This window comes from Kitasatospora sp. NPDC023385 (assembly GCF_055664045.1).
On sequence record NZ_JBVOOL010000011.1, the window covers coordinates 180771 to 197034 of the forward strand.

12 protein-coding genes and 1 pseudogene are annotated in these 16264 nt (G+C 72.3%); 9 read left to right on the forward strand and 4 right to left on the reverse strand.

Annotated elements, in window-relative coordinates; all coding sequences use genetic code 11:
- Positions 1–307: 307 nt before the first annotated feature.
- The 4 genes from AC0B61_RS19370 to AC0B61_RS19385 all read left to right on the forward strand — a co-directional run bounded on the left by AC0B61_RS19370 (position 308) and on the right by AC0B61_RS19385 (position 6517).
- A complete protein-coding gene (locus AC0B61_RS19370; RefSeq protein ID WP_471741917.1) occupies positions 308–2509 on the forward strand; it encodes a protein kinase domain-containing protein in 2202 nt (733 codons plus the stop codon).
- The gene (locus AC0B61_RS19375; protein ID WP_471741918.1) at positions 2506–4638 is read left to right on the forward strand and encodes a protein kinase domain-containing protein; all 2133 of its coding nucleotides are present in this window, start codon (positions 2506–2508) and stop codon (positions 4636–4638) included. Before AC0B61_RS19370 ends, AC0B61_RS19375 begins: the two co-directional genes overlap by 4 nt.
- A gap of 37 nt (positions 4639–4675) precedes the next feature.
- Positions 4676–5464 carry a hypothetical protein gene (locus AC0B61_RS19380; protein ID WP_471741919.1) on the forward strand — a complete coding sequence of 263 codons (789 nt, stop codon included), beginning with the start codon at positions 4676–4678 and terminating at the stop codon, positions 5462–5464.
- A gap of 117 nt (positions 5465–5581) precedes the next feature.
- A complete protein-coding gene (locus tag AC0B61_RS19385; protein WP_471741920.1) occupies positions 5582–6517 on the forward strand; it encodes a class I SAM-dependent methyltransferase in 936 nt (311 codons plus the stop codon).
- 114 nt (positions 6518–6631) lie between these two features.
- On the opposite strand, the gene AC0B61_RS19390 is transcribed toward AC0B61_RS19385, so the two are convergent.
- Positions 6632–7648, reverse strand: a complete 1017-nt coding sequence (locus tag AC0B61_RS19390) for an NADP-dependent oxidoreductase (RefSeq protein WP_471741921.1) — start codon at positions 7646–7648, stop codon at positions 6632–6634.
- Between the two features lie 189 nt (positions 7649–7837).
- Here AC0B61_RS19390 and AC0B61_RS19395 point away from each other — a divergent pair.
- Positions 7838–8245, forward strand: a pseudogene (locus AC0B61_RS19395) (Uma2 family endonuclease); the annotation flags it as partial.
- 84 nt (positions 8246–8329) lie between these two features.
- Here AC0B61_RS19395 and AC0B61_RS19400 read toward each other — a convergent pair.
- Positions 8330–9373 (reverse strand): LLM class flavin-dependent oxidoreductase, encoded by a 1044-nt coding sequence (locus AC0B61_RS19400; RefSeq protein ID WP_471741922.1) that lies wholly within the window; start codon positions 9371–9373, stop codon positions 8330–8332.
- Positions 9374–9656: 283 nt separating this feature from the next.
- Positions 9657–10046 (reverse strand): SCO5389 family protein, encoded by a 390-nt coding sequence (locus tag AC0B61_RS19405; protein WP_471741923.1) that lies wholly within the window; start codon positions 10044–10046, stop codon positions 9657–9659.
- A gap of 210 nt (positions 10047–10256) precedes the next feature.
- Here AC0B61_RS19405 and AC0B61_RS19410 point away from each other — a divergent pair, with 210 nt between their 5' ends.
- Positions 10257–11225 carry a molybdopterin-dependent oxidoreductase gene (locus AC0B61_RS19410; protein WP_471741924.1) on the forward strand — a complete coding sequence of 323 codons (969 nt, stop codon included), beginning with the start codon at positions 10257–10259 and terminating at the stop codon, positions 11223–11225.
- Between the two features lie 84 nt (positions 11226–11309).
- On the opposite strand, the gene AC0B61_RS19415 is transcribed toward AC0B61_RS19410, so the two are convergent.
- Complete coding sequence (locus AC0B61_RS19415; RefSeq protein ID WP_471741925.1) at positions 11310–12872, reverse strand: MFS transporter; 1563 nt, start codon at positions 12870–12872, stop codon at positions 11310–11312.
- 319 nt (positions 12873–13191) lie between these two features.
- Between AC0B61_RS19415 and AC0B61_RS19420 the strand changes: the two genes are divergently transcribed.
- The 3 genes from AC0B61_RS19420 (at position 13192) to AC0B61_RS19430 (ending at position 16237) form a co-directional block, all read left to right on the forward strand.
- Positions 13192–14469 (forward strand): ABC transporter substrate-binding protein, encoded by a 1278-nt coding sequence (locus AC0B61_RS19420; RefSeq protein WP_471741926.1) that lies wholly within the window; start codon positions 13192–13194, stop codon positions 14467–14469.
- Positions 14470–14561: 92 nt separating this feature from the next.
- Positions 14562–15407 (forward strand): carbohydrate ABC transporter permease, encoded by an 846-nt coding sequence (locus tag AC0B61_RS19425; protein WP_471741980.1) that lies wholly within the window; start codon positions 14562–14564, stop codon positions 15405–15407.
- Entirely contained in the window at positions 15404–16237 is an 834-nt protein-coding gene (locus AC0B61_RS19430; RefSeq protein ID WP_471741927.1) for a carbohydrate ABC transporter permease, read from the forward strand. Before AC0B61_RS19425 ends, AC0B61_RS19430 begins: the two co-directional genes overlap by 4 nt.
- Positions 16238–16264 lie beyond the last annotated feature (27 nt).

Below are 16264 nucleotides of genomic sequence, written 5' to 3' on the forward strand. Positions count from 1 at the left end.
GACTTGTGGCAACTTGCCGGACATGCCCGACATCCCGCACACCAGTCCCACCCCGGCGGTCCGCCGCCCTGCCACCAGGCTTCTCGCCCCCGCCGCCCCTGCGCCGCCAACCCGCCCCGGATTCCCCCATGTGAACGGTTTCCGCCCCAAGTCCCCCCGCGAACACACGAGTTCGTGCTAAGGCCGGACGTCCCGGTCAACGCGCCGACGGTGGAGTCGAATCATTGTGTGAAAGGGAACCGCCAGGTGAGTTGTCCGTGCCACTCTGTCTGTCTGCAATGGCGGCAACACACGTGGGGGAGGCTTGGTGGCTGCCGACGGGGACGCCAAGGGCAAGCGGGGGCAGTCGGCCGTGTTCGTGGGGCCGCATCAGTTGCTGCGGCCGTTGGGCGAGGGCGGGATGGGCGAGGTGTACCTTGCCCGCTCGCCCGGGCTGAGACTGCTCGCGGTGAAGGTCATCCGGCCCGAGTACGCCGAAGACCCGCAGTTCCAGCGCCGGTTCCAGCAGGAGGTCGAAGCCGCCAGGCGGGTGACCGGTTTTCACACGCCGCCGGTGGTGGACGCGGAGCCGCGCGGCCGTCGGCCCTGGATGGCCACGTCCTACCTGCCCGCGCCGACGCTCAGCGAAGTGGTCATGCGGTTCGGCACCCTCAGCGAGGCCGGAGCGCGGGCCTTGGGGGCCGCCCTCGCCGAGGCGTTGGCCGCGATCAACGCGGTGGGAGTGGTGCACCGCGACCTGAAACCCGGCAACGTGCTCATCGCGCGGGACGGGCCGCGCGTCATCGACTTCGGAATCAGCCGCGCCTTCGACGCCACGCACCTGACTAGGACCGGCATGGTGTGCGGCACACCCGGATACATCGCCCCCGAGCGCATCGTCTCCGCCTCCGTGACCTCCGCCGCGGCGGACGTGTTCTCGCTCGGCTGCCTGCTGGTGTACGCACTCACCGGCCGCACCCCGTTCGGCACCGGCGAGCCCGCGCAGATCAACCGGCGGGTGGTGTACGAGGAGCCCGAACTCTCCGGAGTCCCCGCCACGTTGCGCCTGCTGGTGGCCGCGTGCCTGGAGAAGGATCCCGCCCGACGGCCCACGGCGACGGCCGTGCTGGCTGCACTGGCCCCGGCCGATCCGGCGGCACTGCTGAGCGCGGGGCTGCTCGCCGACCTCGACGCCCGGGAGCGGCAGGCCGAGATCGACCTGGCCGCGCCGCCTGCCGATCCGCCCGCGCTGCCGGTGCGGACGTGGCAGTCGCTCAGTCGCCGTGGCCTGTTCGGCCTCGGTGCCGGGCTCGGCGCGGGTGCGGCTGCCGCCGTCGGCGTGCCGCTTCTGCTCACCCGGCGGGCGCATGTGGCCGGCGGTGCGGCGACGGTGGGAAAGGCCGTGGACGCGTGGGGAGTGGACGCAGGAGGTGCCGGTTCGTCGCCCGCCGCCCCGGCGCCGCTGTGGAGCCATCCGGTCAGTGGTGTGACGGCGGGGCACCGGCTGTCCGTTCTCGGGTCCACCCCGGTGTGGTGGAGCGAGGGGATGGGCGCGGTCGGCTTCGACGGTTCGACCGGGCGTCAGGCCTGGTCCCAGCAGGACATCCAGTTCTTCGAGGTACAGAACGACCTGCTCTACGGGACATCCATGGACTTCGGAAGCCTGGTGTGGCTGAACGCCGAAGCCGAGAACCACCGGAGCCCGCTCACCGTGCCCTCCGCGGAACGCACCTCCGCTGCGATGAGCATGCGGGTCTTCGGCGCGGACAGCCGGACCGTGGTGATGGCTCGCCAGACGTCCCTCACCGGCGGCGGGGTCGTCGTCGGGGCCGACCTGGTCAGCGGGAACGTGCTGTGGCAGCAGGAGGTCGCCCAGGACATGGCGGTGAGCATGGCCCGCGATATGGAGTCACTGCTGAGCGGCTCCGGCAGCTTGATGGGTCTGGTCGCCGACGGCCGCTGCTACTACGAGGACAGCGGCGGCATTCGTACGGTGGACCTGCAGACCGGCGCGCCCCGGTGGCAGGCCACCGGCATCACGTCCGGAACCACCGGGATGCCCTCGCGGCTGATCCGCACGGGCGGACTGCTGCTGGTCGTCCACGGCCAGCAGGTCGTCGCCCTGGACCCGGCCACCGGGCAGCAACGCTGGACGTCCCCCGCCGTCTCGCAGATGGTCCTCGGCTGCGCGCTCGGCACCGGCCGACTGCTGCTGGCCGGGGCCCTGGGCACCGCCTACTGCCTGGACGTCACGACCGGCAGAGGGCTGTGGCACTCCACTGTGGAAAAGGCCACCGATCCGGGTTCTGGCACGGGCTTCCGCGCACCGTCCGCGGGAGACGGCTTCTTCGGCGTCTCCCTGGTGCAACGACCGTCCGGAGTGGCCGTCCTGGACGCCACCAGCGGCGCGGTCCGCTGGGTGGCGCACGCGACCTCCGACGAAGGCCAGTGGACCACCGCGGCGACCGGCGGAACGCTCTACTGCGCCTCCGCCACCACGCTGCGCGCCTTCCGGGCCGACCGCTCATGAGCACGCGGAGCATCGGTCCGTACCGCATCCTGCGACGGCTCGGCGCGGGGGGCATGGGCGACGTCTACCTGGCCGCCACCGACAGCGGACGACCCGTCGCGGTGAAGACCGTGCAACAGCAGTACGCAGCCGACGCCGAGTTCCGACGCAGGTTCACCCAGGAGGTGGCAGCGGCCAGTGCCGTCAACGGGGCCTACACGGTGGCTGTGGTGGATGCCGACACCGAGTCGGAGACTCCGTGGCTGGCAACCGAGTTCGTCGCCGGTCCGTCGCTGCACGAAGCCGTGGCGCGGCACGGCGCACTCACCGGGCCGGCGCTGCAGACACTGGGGGCAGGGTTGGTGGAGGCGCTCGCCGCGATCCATCGCGCCCGGATCATCCACCGGGACCTGAAGCCTTCGAACATCCTGATCACCCGGGACGGCCCGAGGGTCATCGACTTCGGGATCAGCAAACCGACGGCGGACGCGATGCCCACCGTGAGCGGCGAGATCATCGGCACACCCGGGTTCATGTCCCCCGAACACGCGGCGGGCAAGGAACTCACCCCCGCCAGCGACCTGTTCTCACTCGGCGCGGTCCTGGCCTTCGCGGCAACCGGCCGCGCGCCGTTCGGCGAGGGACCGCCGGCGGTGTTGGTCTACCGGGCGTCCGAGGAGCCCCCGGACCTCGACGGAACCCCGCCGGAGCTGACCGGACTGCTGGTGCGTTGCCTGGACCGGGATCCGGCCCGGCGGCCCGCACCGGCCGAGCTCGCCGAGGCCTTCCGGTACGGTCCGGCGGTCGGCACCGACTGGATGGGCGGGGCCGAGCGGACCGTGCGTCGGCGCGAGCGGGAACTGGCCCGGGTGCTGAGCGACCCGAACGGCACCCGACGCCGGCTGGTCGTCCTCGGCGGCGCGCTGCTCGCCACGGCCGCCGCGGGCGGGGCAACCCGGGCGCTGTGGCCCGGCCCGGCCGGGGGCACGCCCCCGACAGCCTGGTCGGTCACGCTTCCCCGGGCCGGCATGACCCCCGTCGGCTGCGGCCCGACAGCAGTGGTGTGCGCGGACCGCACGGGTGTGGTCGGCTACGCCCGCACAGACGGGCGGACACTGTGGAGCAGCACCGCCGAGACGGGAATCCTCCCGGTCGGCGACGGCACCCGGGTGTGGACCGTGGACTCCGACGGCGTGGTGCAGGCGCGCGACGCGCGCAGCGGCACCACGCTCTGGCGTTCGGCGGACACGGTCCCCGGCGCGAAGTCCGTCGCGCTACCGGTACCCGGCCTGGTGCTGGTCACCGGGAAGGACGGGGCACCGCACGCCTACGACGCGGCCGCCGGGGGCCGGCTGTGGACCGGGGAAACGCTCGGAACCTCGTACCGCCTCCAGGGCATGCCCTCGGCCGGACTGCTGGTCGTGATGCTCCTCGGGGACGTGGCCGGGACCACGAACGGCGCGTTCCGCTTCGTGGCGCTCGACAGCACGACCGGACGCCGGCGCTGGTCGCTCGACGCCCAGGACCTGTACGCGCCGCCGACCGGCAGCCGGCTGTACGCCCTGGCCCCGGATCTCGCCCTCACCGCCGTGGACGGCCAGGACGGGACCGCCAGGTGGAGCCGGCCCACCGGCCTCCCGTCGGCCGCGGCGACCATGGTCACCGGTGCGTACCAGGGCTCGCTCTCGCTCCGCCAGGGAGTGGTCACCTGCCTGCCGACCGTCACGGCGACGGTCACGGACGGGAGGATCGTCACGGCGGCCTTCGACGCCGACCAGGGCACCCGGCTCTGGAGCGGCTCGCACACCGGAGCCATCACCGGATGCGCGGACGCCGGAGGGGTGGTCGTGACCGGCGGGCCGGAGGGTGCGTCCGGCGTGGACCTGCGCTCCGGGCGCGCCGCCTGGACCTGGCGGCCGGCCCAGGGCGCCGCCACCGTCCGGGGCGCCGCCGGGAAGCTCGTCCTCGTCACCGCACCCACCGCCACCGGCGGAATCACCCTGCAGGCGCTCACCGCCACCACCGGCGCCCCGCAGTGGCACCAGACCTTCGCCCGGCAGCCGGGGGATCCGCAGGTCCTCGCCCAGGACTCCGCCCTGCTGGTCGGCTACGGGACCGCTCTGACCGCCTATCACCTGCCCAGCAGCTGACCCGCAGCTGACCAGACTTCGAAAGGTTCACCACGAGATGGCCGACATCGAGGACACCCCACCCGCGACACAGCCGCTGCCGACTGTCGAGCTCACCCGCCTCCTGCCGGGGCAGCCCACCCCGGCCACCCTTCCCGACCAGGCTGACCTGCGCCCGGCCGGCCCCACCCGGCGGTGGACCTGGCTGCTCGGCGGCATCACGACCGGGGCGGGCGCGGCAGCGCTCGCACTGAGCCTGGTCGCCAACCTCGTCGACCCGGCGCCGAGCGCCGCAGGGACCACCGCGGTGACCACCCCGGCGACGCCGTCCTCCGCCGGCCCGAGCACCCCTGCCACGGCCCTCTACACCACGCTGGTCAATGGCTGCGCGCTGCTGCGCCCGGAAACGGTCGACCGCTACGCCAAGGGCGCCACCTGCACCGAGCCGAAACCGATCGGTGGCACGACCGTGTCGACCGGGGGGTGGATGAGCAAGGACTCCGGCTTCACCGACATACAGGTCAGCGTCACACTGTCCTCGCTCGCAGAAAGCGTCTACCACCAGATGCTGACCATGGACCGGACCATGGCGACCACCACCGCCGCGCAGATCACCGACGACCGTGCTGTTCCCGGCCTCGGTGAGCAGGCGACCCTGCTCTACACCACCGTGAGCGGCTTCGGCCACGTCGACCTCGCAGTGCTTCAGCGCAACGCCATCATCACGATCCGCTACGACGCAGCCACTCGGTCCGGCTACACCCTGAAAGACATCCCGAGCACCACCGCCGAAGCCGCCGCTATCGCCTGTGCGCAGGATGTGCTGAGCACGCTCACCACGTCTTGAACCCCGGTGGCCGGGGCCCCTGGCGTCCGGAAATTGCGATGGTCGAGGCAACATATGTTGCCTCGGAGAGCAACGGTCATTGACGAATTGCCGTGAGCTCCCCTACAGTGCCGAGCCATGGAGACGGACGATCTTGGGCAGCGGGTGGCGGACGATGTGGCCGGTAGCGGCGGGCTGGAGGGGGTGCGGCGGTTGTCGGGGGTGATCGCGGCGTTGGAGGAACGGCGGACCGGGTTGGTGGAGGAGTTGCGGCGCGGTCGGGAGGCGACCTGGGAGGAGATCGGCCGGGCCTGCGGGATGACCCGGCAGGGCGCGACGCGGCGTTGGGCCGAGCGGCTGCGGGCGCGGTCGTTCGGCGTCGCGGCGGCCTCCTACCAGCACGGGCGGCCGGGCTACCCGCAGGCGCTGATCGGTTCGGCGGTGCCCAGGGAAGCCCGGAAGGTGCTCGATCTCGGTGCCGGCACGGGCAAGTTGACCGGGCTGCTGGTCGAGGCGGGCCTGGACGTGGTGGCGGTCGAGCCCGATGAGGGGATGCGGGCGCAGCTGGTCGCGGCGGTGCCGAAGGCGGCCGTACGGGCGGGTTCGGCGGAGCGGATCCCGCTGCCGGACGGCAGCGTGGACGCCGTCGTGGTGGCCCAGGCGTGGCACTGGTTCGACCCGGCCGTCGCGGTGCCGGAGGTCGCCCGGGTGCTCGCCCCCGGCGGGACGCTCGCGCTGGTGTGGAACGTCCGGGACGAGTCCGAGCCGTGGGCCGCCGAACTGGGCGCGCTGATGCACCGTTCGACGAAGCAGCGGATCGACACCAGGCCGGTCCTCCCGGCGCCCTTCGGCGCGCCCGAGCGGCTGGAGATCCGCTGGGAGCACCCCACCACGCGGGCCGGGATCGTCGACCTGGTCGCCTCGCGCAGCTACGTCATCGCGCTACCGGAAGCCGAACGGGACCGCCTGCTGGCCGACGTCGAGGACCTGCTCGCCACCCACCCGGACCTGGCCGGCCAGGACACCATCGCCATGCCGTACCTGACGAGGTGCACCCGCATCCGGCTCAGCTGAGCCCGTCACCCGTCACCCGTCACCCGTCACCCGTCCGTACGGACGCGCCCGGGGCCCGATCACGTCATTCGACTGTGTCGGCGCCCGGGCGTCCGCACTGCCCCGGGCGTGCGCTCAGGCCAGGCGGAGCACCAGCTTGCCGGTGTTCTCGCCGCGGAACAGCATCTGGAAGGTCCCCGGGAAGTCGTCGACGGTGCCCTCCACCACCTGCTCCTTCACCGTGATCCGGCCGTCGCCGATCCAGCCCGCGATCTCGGCGGCCGCCTGCGCGTACCGGCGGGCGTAGTCGAAGACGACGAAGCCCTCCATCCGGGCCCGCCGCACCAGCAGCGACAGGTAGTTGGCCGGGCCCTGGACGGTGTCCTCGTTGTTGTACTGGCTGATGGCCCCGCAGACCACGACGCGGGCGTGCATCGCGAGGCGGGTCAGCGCGGCGTCCAGGATCGGGCCGCCGACGTTGTCGAAGTAGACGTCGATGCCGTCCGGGGCGTGGGTGCGAAGCGCCTTGCGGACGTCCTCTGCGCGGTAGTCGATCGCCGCGTCGAAGCCCAGTTCGTCGGTGAGCAGGGCGCACTTGTCGGGGCCGCCCGCGATGCCGACCACCCGGCAGCCCTTCACCTTGGCGATCTGCCCGACCATGCTGCCGACGGCCCCGGCGGCGCCGGAGACCACCACGGTCTCGCCCTCCTTGAGCGCGCCGACGTCCAGCAGTCCGAAGTAGGCCGTCATGCCGGGCATGCCGAGGGCGCCGAGGTAGGTCGACAGCGGCGCGAGCGCGGGGTCGACGGTCAGCGCGCCCTTGCCGTCCGACAGCGCGTACTCCTGCACTCCGAAGGCGCCGACCACGTGGTCCCCGACCCGGAACTTCGGGTGGTTCGACGCGATGACCTCGACCACCGAGGCCGCCCGCATCACCTCGCCCAGCCCCACCGGCGGCAGGTACGACGGCCGGTCGTCCAGCCAGCCCCGCATCGCCGGATCCAGCGAGACGTAGCGCGTGCGCCCCAGGAACTCCCCGTCCCGGGGCACTCCCACCGCCTCACTCCCGTGTGCCCAGTCCTCCGCCCGGACCTCGCCGACCGGCCGCCGGGCGAGGCGGATCTGGCGGTTGACTCCGGTGTCTGCGGTCATGACGACTCCTGGGTGTACGCGCTCGGCTCTGGCAACTCGACGGGTCCGAGTCTAAGCAAGCGCTTAGTCATCTGGCTAGAGACTGTTCGGACCGTGGCCGCGCTGGGAGCGCGAAGGAGCCGACCTGGCGGTGATCCACAGGTAGTCTGGCCCCGGGTAGCCCCCGAGCGCGGAGAACAGGCGCCGGGCGACCTGATCCGTGAGCAGATCGGGCCATATATACGGGAGTTGGGCCTCCGTGCCGGCTCCGGGAACCGCGACCTGCCGGGCGTCGAGAACTTCTACGTGCCCGACCTGGCCGTCGTGCCGCGCGAACTGGCAAAGACGGAAGGCGCGTTGCTGCCCGACCAGACCATCCTCGTGGTCGAGGTCACCTCGCCCCCCGACGGCGACACCGACCGCACCGTCAAGCGCCGGCGGTACGCGCAGTTCGGCGCGCCGATCTACCTGTTGGTGGACCGGCAGGAGCGGGCCTGCACGCTGTTCGCCCAGCCCGGGTCGCTCGGCTACACCCGGGTCGAGGGGCCGCACCCGTTCGGTGTCCCGGTGCGGCTGCCCGAGCCGTTCGAACTGAGCCTGGACACCGCCGAGTTCTGACACCGGGGTAGGCCGGTGCCGGGGCGGGGAGAGGACGCGGCCTGTCGGTGCGGTCCCAGGCTGCCGCACCGACAGGCCGGCCGATCACCCCTCGCTGGGGGCCGGCGCGGGCTGCCAGCCGAGCGCCGGCCCGAGCCGGGTCGCGAGGTCGGTGAGGATCTGCACGTAGTCGCGGTGCTCGAAGCTGAACGGCAGCGCGAAGGCGACCTCGTCGACCTCCCGGTACCCGGCGTGGGCGTGCAGCCGCTCGACGAGCTGCTCGGTCGTGCCGACCAGGTCGGGGGCGAACAGCAGCCGGGCCGGGCCCTGCGGGGCGAGGGTGCGCGGGGTGCGGGAGCGGGCGTACGCCTCGTACTTGGCGCGCTGCTCCGGGGTGGCGGTGTCGGTGGGGATGACCACCAGGCCCTGGGAGACCCGGGCCCGCCCGCCGTCGGGGTGGCGCTCGCGGAACGCGTGGATCAGCCCGGCCTGGATCGTGGCGAAGTCCGGCGGGCCCTCCGCCGTCTCCGCCTTGACGACGCTGCTGGTCAGCAGGTTGAGCCCCTGTTCGCCGGCCCAGCGGGCGGAGCGCAGGCTGCCGGCGCCGTACCAGAGCCGGGAGGCGAGGCCGGGGGAGTGCGGCTGGACCCGGCGGGAGTACACCTCGATGCCTTCGGTGCCGGCGAATCCGGAGGCGTCCTCGCCGCGGACGAGGGCGAGCAGCCGTTCGGCGCGGCGGGGGCTGAAGTCCTCGTGCTCGGCGGTGTCGGGGTAGAGCGCGCCGCGGACGTGCTCGTAGTGGACGGGCGGTCCGACGCTGAAGCCGGGGTCGAGCCGGCCGCCGGAGAGCACGTCCACCGTGGCGAGGTCCTCGGCGAGCCGCAGCGGGTTCTCCCAGCCGAGCGGGATGACGGCGGTGCCGAGCCGGATGCGGCTGGTGCGCTGGGTGGCGGCGGCGAGGACGGCAACGGGGGAGGAGATCCCGTACTGGAGGTGGCGATGGCGCAGCCAGGCGCTGTCGAAGCCGAGCTGTTCGCCGAGGGTGATGAGGTCCAGCGTGGACTCGTGGCCCCGGCGCGGGTCCGCCTCGTCGAAGAGCCCGATGGTCAGGAAGCCGAGTTTCCGCAGGGGACGAGGGTCCGAGGGCATGGTGGGCGGCTCCGCGTGGTGTGAGGCGGCCCCGGGAAGGGTGCCGAGGTGGTTGCCCTCCGAACGTATGCATCCGCTGCAGGGCTCGACAAGATCGGCAGCGGATCCGGACACCGGCCCGCCACGGGGCGCAACACGGCGTCACGGACGGCCATGCTCCCGCCGCCCCCACACCGACGCTTCCGCCGCCCCGTACCGGCGCTCCCCGTACCGGCGTTCGCGCCGTCCCGGTCGGAGGGCCCGTACCCGCCCGGGCGGGTACGGGCCCTCCGAAGGCCGACCGTCAGCAGCTGCGCAGCTCCGGGCTCTGGTTGCGGATCTGGTTGTGCAGCGAGGTGAACTCGCGGTACGCCTCGCTGTCCTCGGAGCCGGGGCGGAACGCGCCGACGCGGTGGCAGTTGACGAAGGCGAGCTTCACGCCGAAGTGGTCCTCCAGGCTGCCCCGGATGGCGTTGCTGGCCAGCGCGCGCAGCAGCTGGGCGCGCTCCTCGTCGCTGGGCGTGGTGTTGTCGGTGCTGAACTCGCCGTCGCCCGCGGCGAGTTCGGTGCTGAGGCCGGCGACGACCTGGTAGGCGTAGGGGAGCGAGGTGCGGACGGTGTCGAGGAAGGCGGCCTCGTCGACGCGGCCCTCCCGGGCCTGGGCGAGGAGGGCGGGGGAGACGTCGAGCGACATGGGGGTCCTCTTTCGGGGGTGCGTGGGCGTCGGTGGGCAGCCGCCACCGCCATGGTTATCGAAGATGAAAACCATTCCAGACAGGACTCTTCCGGTAGCCCCGACGCTCTGTCAAGTACCCTCCTCCGAAGGGCGGGCCGGGAACGATGTCAGTCGCTCCTTGTACTGTCGACCGGACCTAATGGCGAGATCGATACGGGGACATGACCAATGATCAGGACTGATCCGAGTACGCCCGACCTCTACATCACCCCGGTCGACGATGTCTTCGTCCGCAACCACCTCGGGCCCTCTCCAGGGCTTGATCCCGCGACGTGGTCGCTCACCGTCGAGGGCCTGGTGGAGCGGCCCCTGCGGCTGGACCTCCCGACCATCCAGGGCCTGCCGCAGACCAGCTTCACCGCCGTCCACGAGTGCTTCGGCAGCCCGCTCCGCCCCACCGTGCCGACCCGCGCCGTCACCAACCTGGAGTGGGCCGGTGTGCCGCTCGCCGCCGTGCTGGAGCTGGCCCGCCCGCGTCCGGAGGCCGTACACGTCTGGCTGGAGGGCGCCGACTCGGGCGACTTCGCGGGAGAGACCGGCCTGAGCTACCTCAAGGACCTGCCCCTCGACCAGGCGGGCGCCGAGGTCGTCCTCGCGCACACCATGAACGGCGAACCGCTGCGCCCCGTCCACGGCTACCCGCTGCGCGCGGTGGCGCCCCGGATGTTCGGCACCAACTCGGTCAAGTGGCTGACCCGGATCGTGCTGGCGGCCGAGCGCCCCGACCACGTCTTCACCACCCGCCTCTACACCCGCGTCCTGCCCGGCGAGACCGAGGCCCGGCCGGTCCGCGAGAAGGACGTCAGCAGCAAGCTGCTCGCCCCGGCCGACGGGCAGCCCGTCCCGGCCGGGCGCTGCGAAGTGGCGGGCTACGCCTGGAGTTCCACCGAGGTGACGTCCGTCGAGATCGCCGTGGACGATGCCGACTGGCGGCCCGCCGCGCTGGACGGGCGTGGCCCGGATCCCGCCTGGCAGCGCTTCCGCCTCTCGTACGACCTCGAGCCCGGGCCGCACCGCATCCGCTGCCGGGCCACCGACTCCAAGGGGCGGGTCCAGCCGCTCGCGGGCGACCGGAACGCCGTCCACGAGATACACGTCGTCGCCGAGGCGGCCCGCGTACCGGCGGCTGAGGGGTGATCGCCCGGCGGGGGCGGGCCTCGGTGGACATCGCGGCGGGGGTGGTCGCGCCCCGCCCGCCCCCGCCGAGGCCCAGCACACCGGCTACGCGGATCTCCCCGCATCCGTATCCGCATCCTGCTTCGCCGAGCCGCCCGGAACGGGCAAGGTGCGGACCTTGATCACGAACGTCGCGATGACCACCGCGAGCGCCGCGAAGACCAGGCCCAGCTGGAAGGCGGCGGCGATGCCGTGCACCAGCACCTCCGAGGAGTACGGCGCCGGGAGTCTGCCGGTCGCCTTGAACTGGAGGGCCTGCTGCGGCGTGGCCTGTTGGAGGAACTTCCCGACCTGCTGCCGGGCCTCGTTGCGGCTGGCCGTTCCGTACACCGTGACGAGGATCGACAGGCCGAGCGAACCGCCCACCTGCTGGGTGGTGTTGAGCATGCCGGTGGCGGCGCCGGTCTCGTGCGGGGCCACCCGGGAGACGGCGGTCAGCATCACCGGGACGAAGATCGAGCCCATGCCGAAGCCGAAGAGCAGCGTCGGCCCGAGGATGCCGCCGACGTACGTGCTGCCGAGGTCGATCTGGCTCGCCCAGGCGACGCCGGCGAGCACCAGGACGGAGCTGGTGAGCAGGAACGGCTTGGGTCCGTACCGCAGTTGGTTTCGCGCGGCGAACTGGGCGGCGGCGATGATGGCCACGCTGATCGGCAGGAAGGCGAAGCCCGCCCGCAGCGGGCTGAACCCGAGGATCTCCTGCACGAACAGGGTGATGAAGAAGAAGATGCTGAACATCGCCGCGGCCACGCAGAGCATCAGCCCGTACGCGCCGGAGCGGTTGCGGTCGCGGAACAGGTGCAGCGGGGTGATCGGCTGCGGCACCCGCCGCTCGTTGGCCAGGAAGGCGGCGAGCAACACGACGGAGAGGCTGAACGCGGTCAGCGTCACGACGTCCGTCCAGCCGTGCTCGGAGGCGCGGATGAAGCCGTACACCAGCGAGACCATGCCCACCGTGGCGGTGAACGCGCCGGTCAGGTCGAAGCGCCCGGGGCGGCGTTCGGACTCGTTGATGTAGAGCGGCGCCAGCAGGGCGATCGCGATGCCGATCGGCACATTGACGAAGAACACCCAGCGCCAGGACAGCCAGGACGTCAGCATGCCGCCGAGCAGCAGCCCGATCGCGCCGCCCGCGCCCGCGACGGCGGAGAACACGCCGAAGGCCCGGTTGCGGTCCGCGCCCTCCTTGAAGTTGGTGGCGATCAGTGCGAGCGCGGTCGGCGAGGCGATCGCACCGCCCAGCCCCTGCAGGGCCCGGGCGGCCAGGAGCCAGGCGGAGGACTGCGCGACTCCGCCGAGCAGCGAGGCGAGGCTGAACACCAGGACGCCGACGACGAACACCCGCCGCCGGCCGAGGATGTCGCCCGCCCGTCCGCCGAGCAGCAGCAGCCCGCCGAAGGTCAGGGTGTAGGCGTTGATGACCCAGGACAGGTCGGTGGTGTTGAACTTCAGCGCCTGCTGGATGTGTGGCAGCGCGATGTTCACGATCGTGATGTCGAGGACCACCATCAGCTGGGTGGCCGCGATGACGGTGAGGGCTATCCCTGGGTGCTGGCCCCGGCGTGCGGTCGCGGGCGGAGCCGTGGCCAGGGCACGCGAAGTGGCCATGGCAGGTTCCCCAATGGCTCGGGAGCGAACGGCGGGAGGGGGGACGGATTCGTTCGCCACCCCCGACAGTAGACCCGGGGTGATAGGGAACACAACCGTTCATTACGGACGAATGGCGATTTCCGGACGAACGGCGAGCCGCCGGAGCGCTCGCACCCCGCCGTCCGAATCCGCGGGCAGGTGGCCGGTAGCAGGCGGCAGGTGGCAGGCAGGGGCCCGGTTCACCCGTTCGGATGGTCGGCGGCGCGGCACGCCGGGGGCCGGAAGGGCTGCCGGGCTAGGGTCGGCGGACCGGTCAGCCCCCCACCACGGGAGAACGATGCCCAGGGTTTCCAGGATCCGCTCGCGGTGGGCGCGCGCCGCCGCCGGGCTGGCCGTGGTCGCGTCCGCCCTGACGGGCTGCGGGGGCGGCGGGCAGGGCGGCCCGGTCACCTTGAACTGGTACAACTTCCCGGACGACTCGGGGGCCCTCCAACAAGCCGCCGACCGCTGCGGGCAGCAGTCCGGCGGGCGCTACACGATCCGCTACAACAAACTGCCGCGCGGCGCGGACGGGCAACGCCAGCAGCTGGTGCGCCGGATGGCCGCGCACGACGCCGGCGTGGACATCCTGGGCCTGGACGTCACCTGGCCCGCCGAGTTCGCCGAGGCCGGCTGGATCAGGGAGTGGACCGGGGCGATGCACGAGCAGGCCACCGCCGACACGCTCGACGCGGCGGTGCGGACCGCGACCTGGCGGGGGCGGCTCTACGCCGTGCCCTACAACTCCAACACGCAACTGCTCTGGTACCGCGACGACCTGGTGCCCACCCCGCCCAAGACCTGGGCGGAGATGCTGGCCCGCGCGGAGGATCTGGCCCGCCAGGGCAAGCCCCACCTCGTGGAGATCCAGGGGGCCCAGTACGAGGGGCTGACGGTCTGGTTCAACACCCTGGTCACCAGCGCGGGAGGCTCCATCCTCGGCGCCGACGCGCAGGCGGCCTCGCTCGGGGCGCCGGCGGTCGCGGCCGCCACGGTGATGCACGACCTGGCGACCTCGGTGGCCGCCGACCCCTCCCTGCCGAACCAGATGGAGGACCAGAACCGGCTCGCCATGGAGTCCGGCACCGCCGCCTTCGAACTCAACTACCCCTTCGTCTACCCCTCGATGAAGGCCAACCAGCCGCAGCTGTTCCCGCACTTCCGCTGGGCCCCGTACCCCGCGGTCACCCCCGACCGCCCCGCCAGCGTGACCATCGGCGGGATCGACCTCGCGGTGGGCGCCTACAGCCGCCACGCCGACCTGGCCTTCGAGGCCACCCTGTGCCTGCGCGACCGGGACAACCAGCTCACCAACGCGCTGAAGGGCGGCCTGCCGCCCTCGCTGCGCAGCCTCTACCAGGCGGCGGAGCTGACCCGGAGCTACCCGTTCGCCGCCGAGGTGCTGGCCGCCCTCGACTCCGCGAGCATCCGGCCGCAGACCCCCGCCTACCAGAACGTGTCGATCGCCATCTCCCACACCCTCTCCCCGCCCGCCGGCATCCGCCCGGAGCAGGACGTGGCCGACCTCCGCGGGCAGATCCAGGACGCCCTCGGCTCGAAGGGGCTGATTCCGTGACACCGTCCACCGGAGCCCGCGACCCGGTCGTACGGGGGCCGGCCGGCCCGGCCGGGCCCTCCCGCGGCGCCCGCCAGGAACGCCGCCTTGGCCTGCTGCTCTGCGCCCCCGCGGTGATCGTGATGCTCGCGGTCACCGCCTACCCGATCGGCTACGCCCTCTACCTGTCGCTGCAGCGCTACGACCTGCGCTTCCCCGCACAGGCGCACTGGGTCGGGCTCGCCAACTACGGCGCCGTGCTGACCTCGACGTTCTGGTGGCAGGCGCTCGGCGTCACCGTGCTGATCACCGCGGTGTCGGTGGCCGTCGAACTGCTGCTCGGCCTGGCGCTCGCCCTGGTGATGCACCGCGCCGTCTTCGGCCGCGGCACCGTCCGCACCGCGGTCCTGGTGCCGTACGGGATCGTGACCGTGGTCGCCGCCTACTCCTGGCAGTACGCCTGGACACCCGGCACCGGCTACCTGGCCGCCCTGCTGCCGGCGGGCAGCGCCCCGCTGACCGAGCAGTGGCCCGCCGTCGGCCTGATCATCCTCGCCGAGGTGTGGAAGACCACCCCGTTCATGGCCCTGCTCCTGCTCGCGGGCCTGGCGCTGGTGCCCGACGAGACCGTCCGGGCCGCGATGGTCGACGGGGCGACCTTCGGGCAGCGGCTGCGCCTGGTGATCCTGCCGCTGATGAAGCCGGCCATCCTGGTCGCCCTGCTCTTCCGCACCCTCGACGCCTTCCGGATCTTCGACAACATCTACGTGCTGACCAGCGGCTCCAACGGCACCGGGTCGGTCTCGATCCTCGGCTACGACAACCTCTTCACCGCGCTCAACCTGGGCATCGGCTCGGCGATCTCGGTCCTCATCTTCGGCTGCGTCGCGCTCATCGCGCTGGTCTTCGTCAAGCTGTTCGGCGCGGCGACGCCCGGCGCCGAACCGGAGGGCCGATGAACGGCCGCCACGCCCGGACCCTGACCGGCTGGGGCATCGCCAACCTGGTCGTCGTCCTCTACGCGCTCTTCCCGGTGTGGTGGATCGTGGCGCTCTCCTTCAAGGACCCCGCCACCCTCTCCGACGGCGACTTCGTGCCGCGCAAGTGGACCTGGGCCAACTACCGCGGCATCTTCCAGACCTCGGAGTTCACCCGCGCCCTGGTGAACTCCATCGGGATCGCGGTGATCGCCACCACCATCGCCGTCGTCCTCGGCACCATGGCGGCCTACGCGGTCGCCCGGCTGCGCTTCCCCGGCAAACGGCTGCTGATCGGGGTGTCCCTGCTGATCGCGATGTTCCCGCCGATCTCGCTGGTCTCACCGCTGTTCAACATCGAGCGGGTGCTGGGAATCTTCGACACCTGGCCCGGGCTGATCATCCCGTACATGACCTTCTCGCTGCCGCTGGCGATCTACACGCTCTCGGCGTTCTTCCGCGAGATCCCCTGGGACCTGGAGAAGGCCGCCAAGGTCGACGGCGCCACGCCCTGGCAGGCGTTCCGGCTGGTCATCGCCCCGCTGGCGGCACCGGGCGTGTTCACCACCGGCATCCTGGTCTTCATCTTCTGCTGGAACGACTTCCTGTTCGCCATCTCGCTGACCTCCACCACCTCGGCCCGGACCGTACCGGCCGCCATCGCCTTCTTCACCGGGAGCTCCCAGTTCGAGCAGCCGACCGGCTCGATCGCGGCCGCCGCCGTGATCATCACGATCCCGATCGTGGTCTTCGTGCTGCTGTTCCAACGCCGCATCGTCGCCGGGCTCACCGCCGGCGCAGTCAAAGGTTGAGACCGCCGCACCCGGCGGACCAGGAAG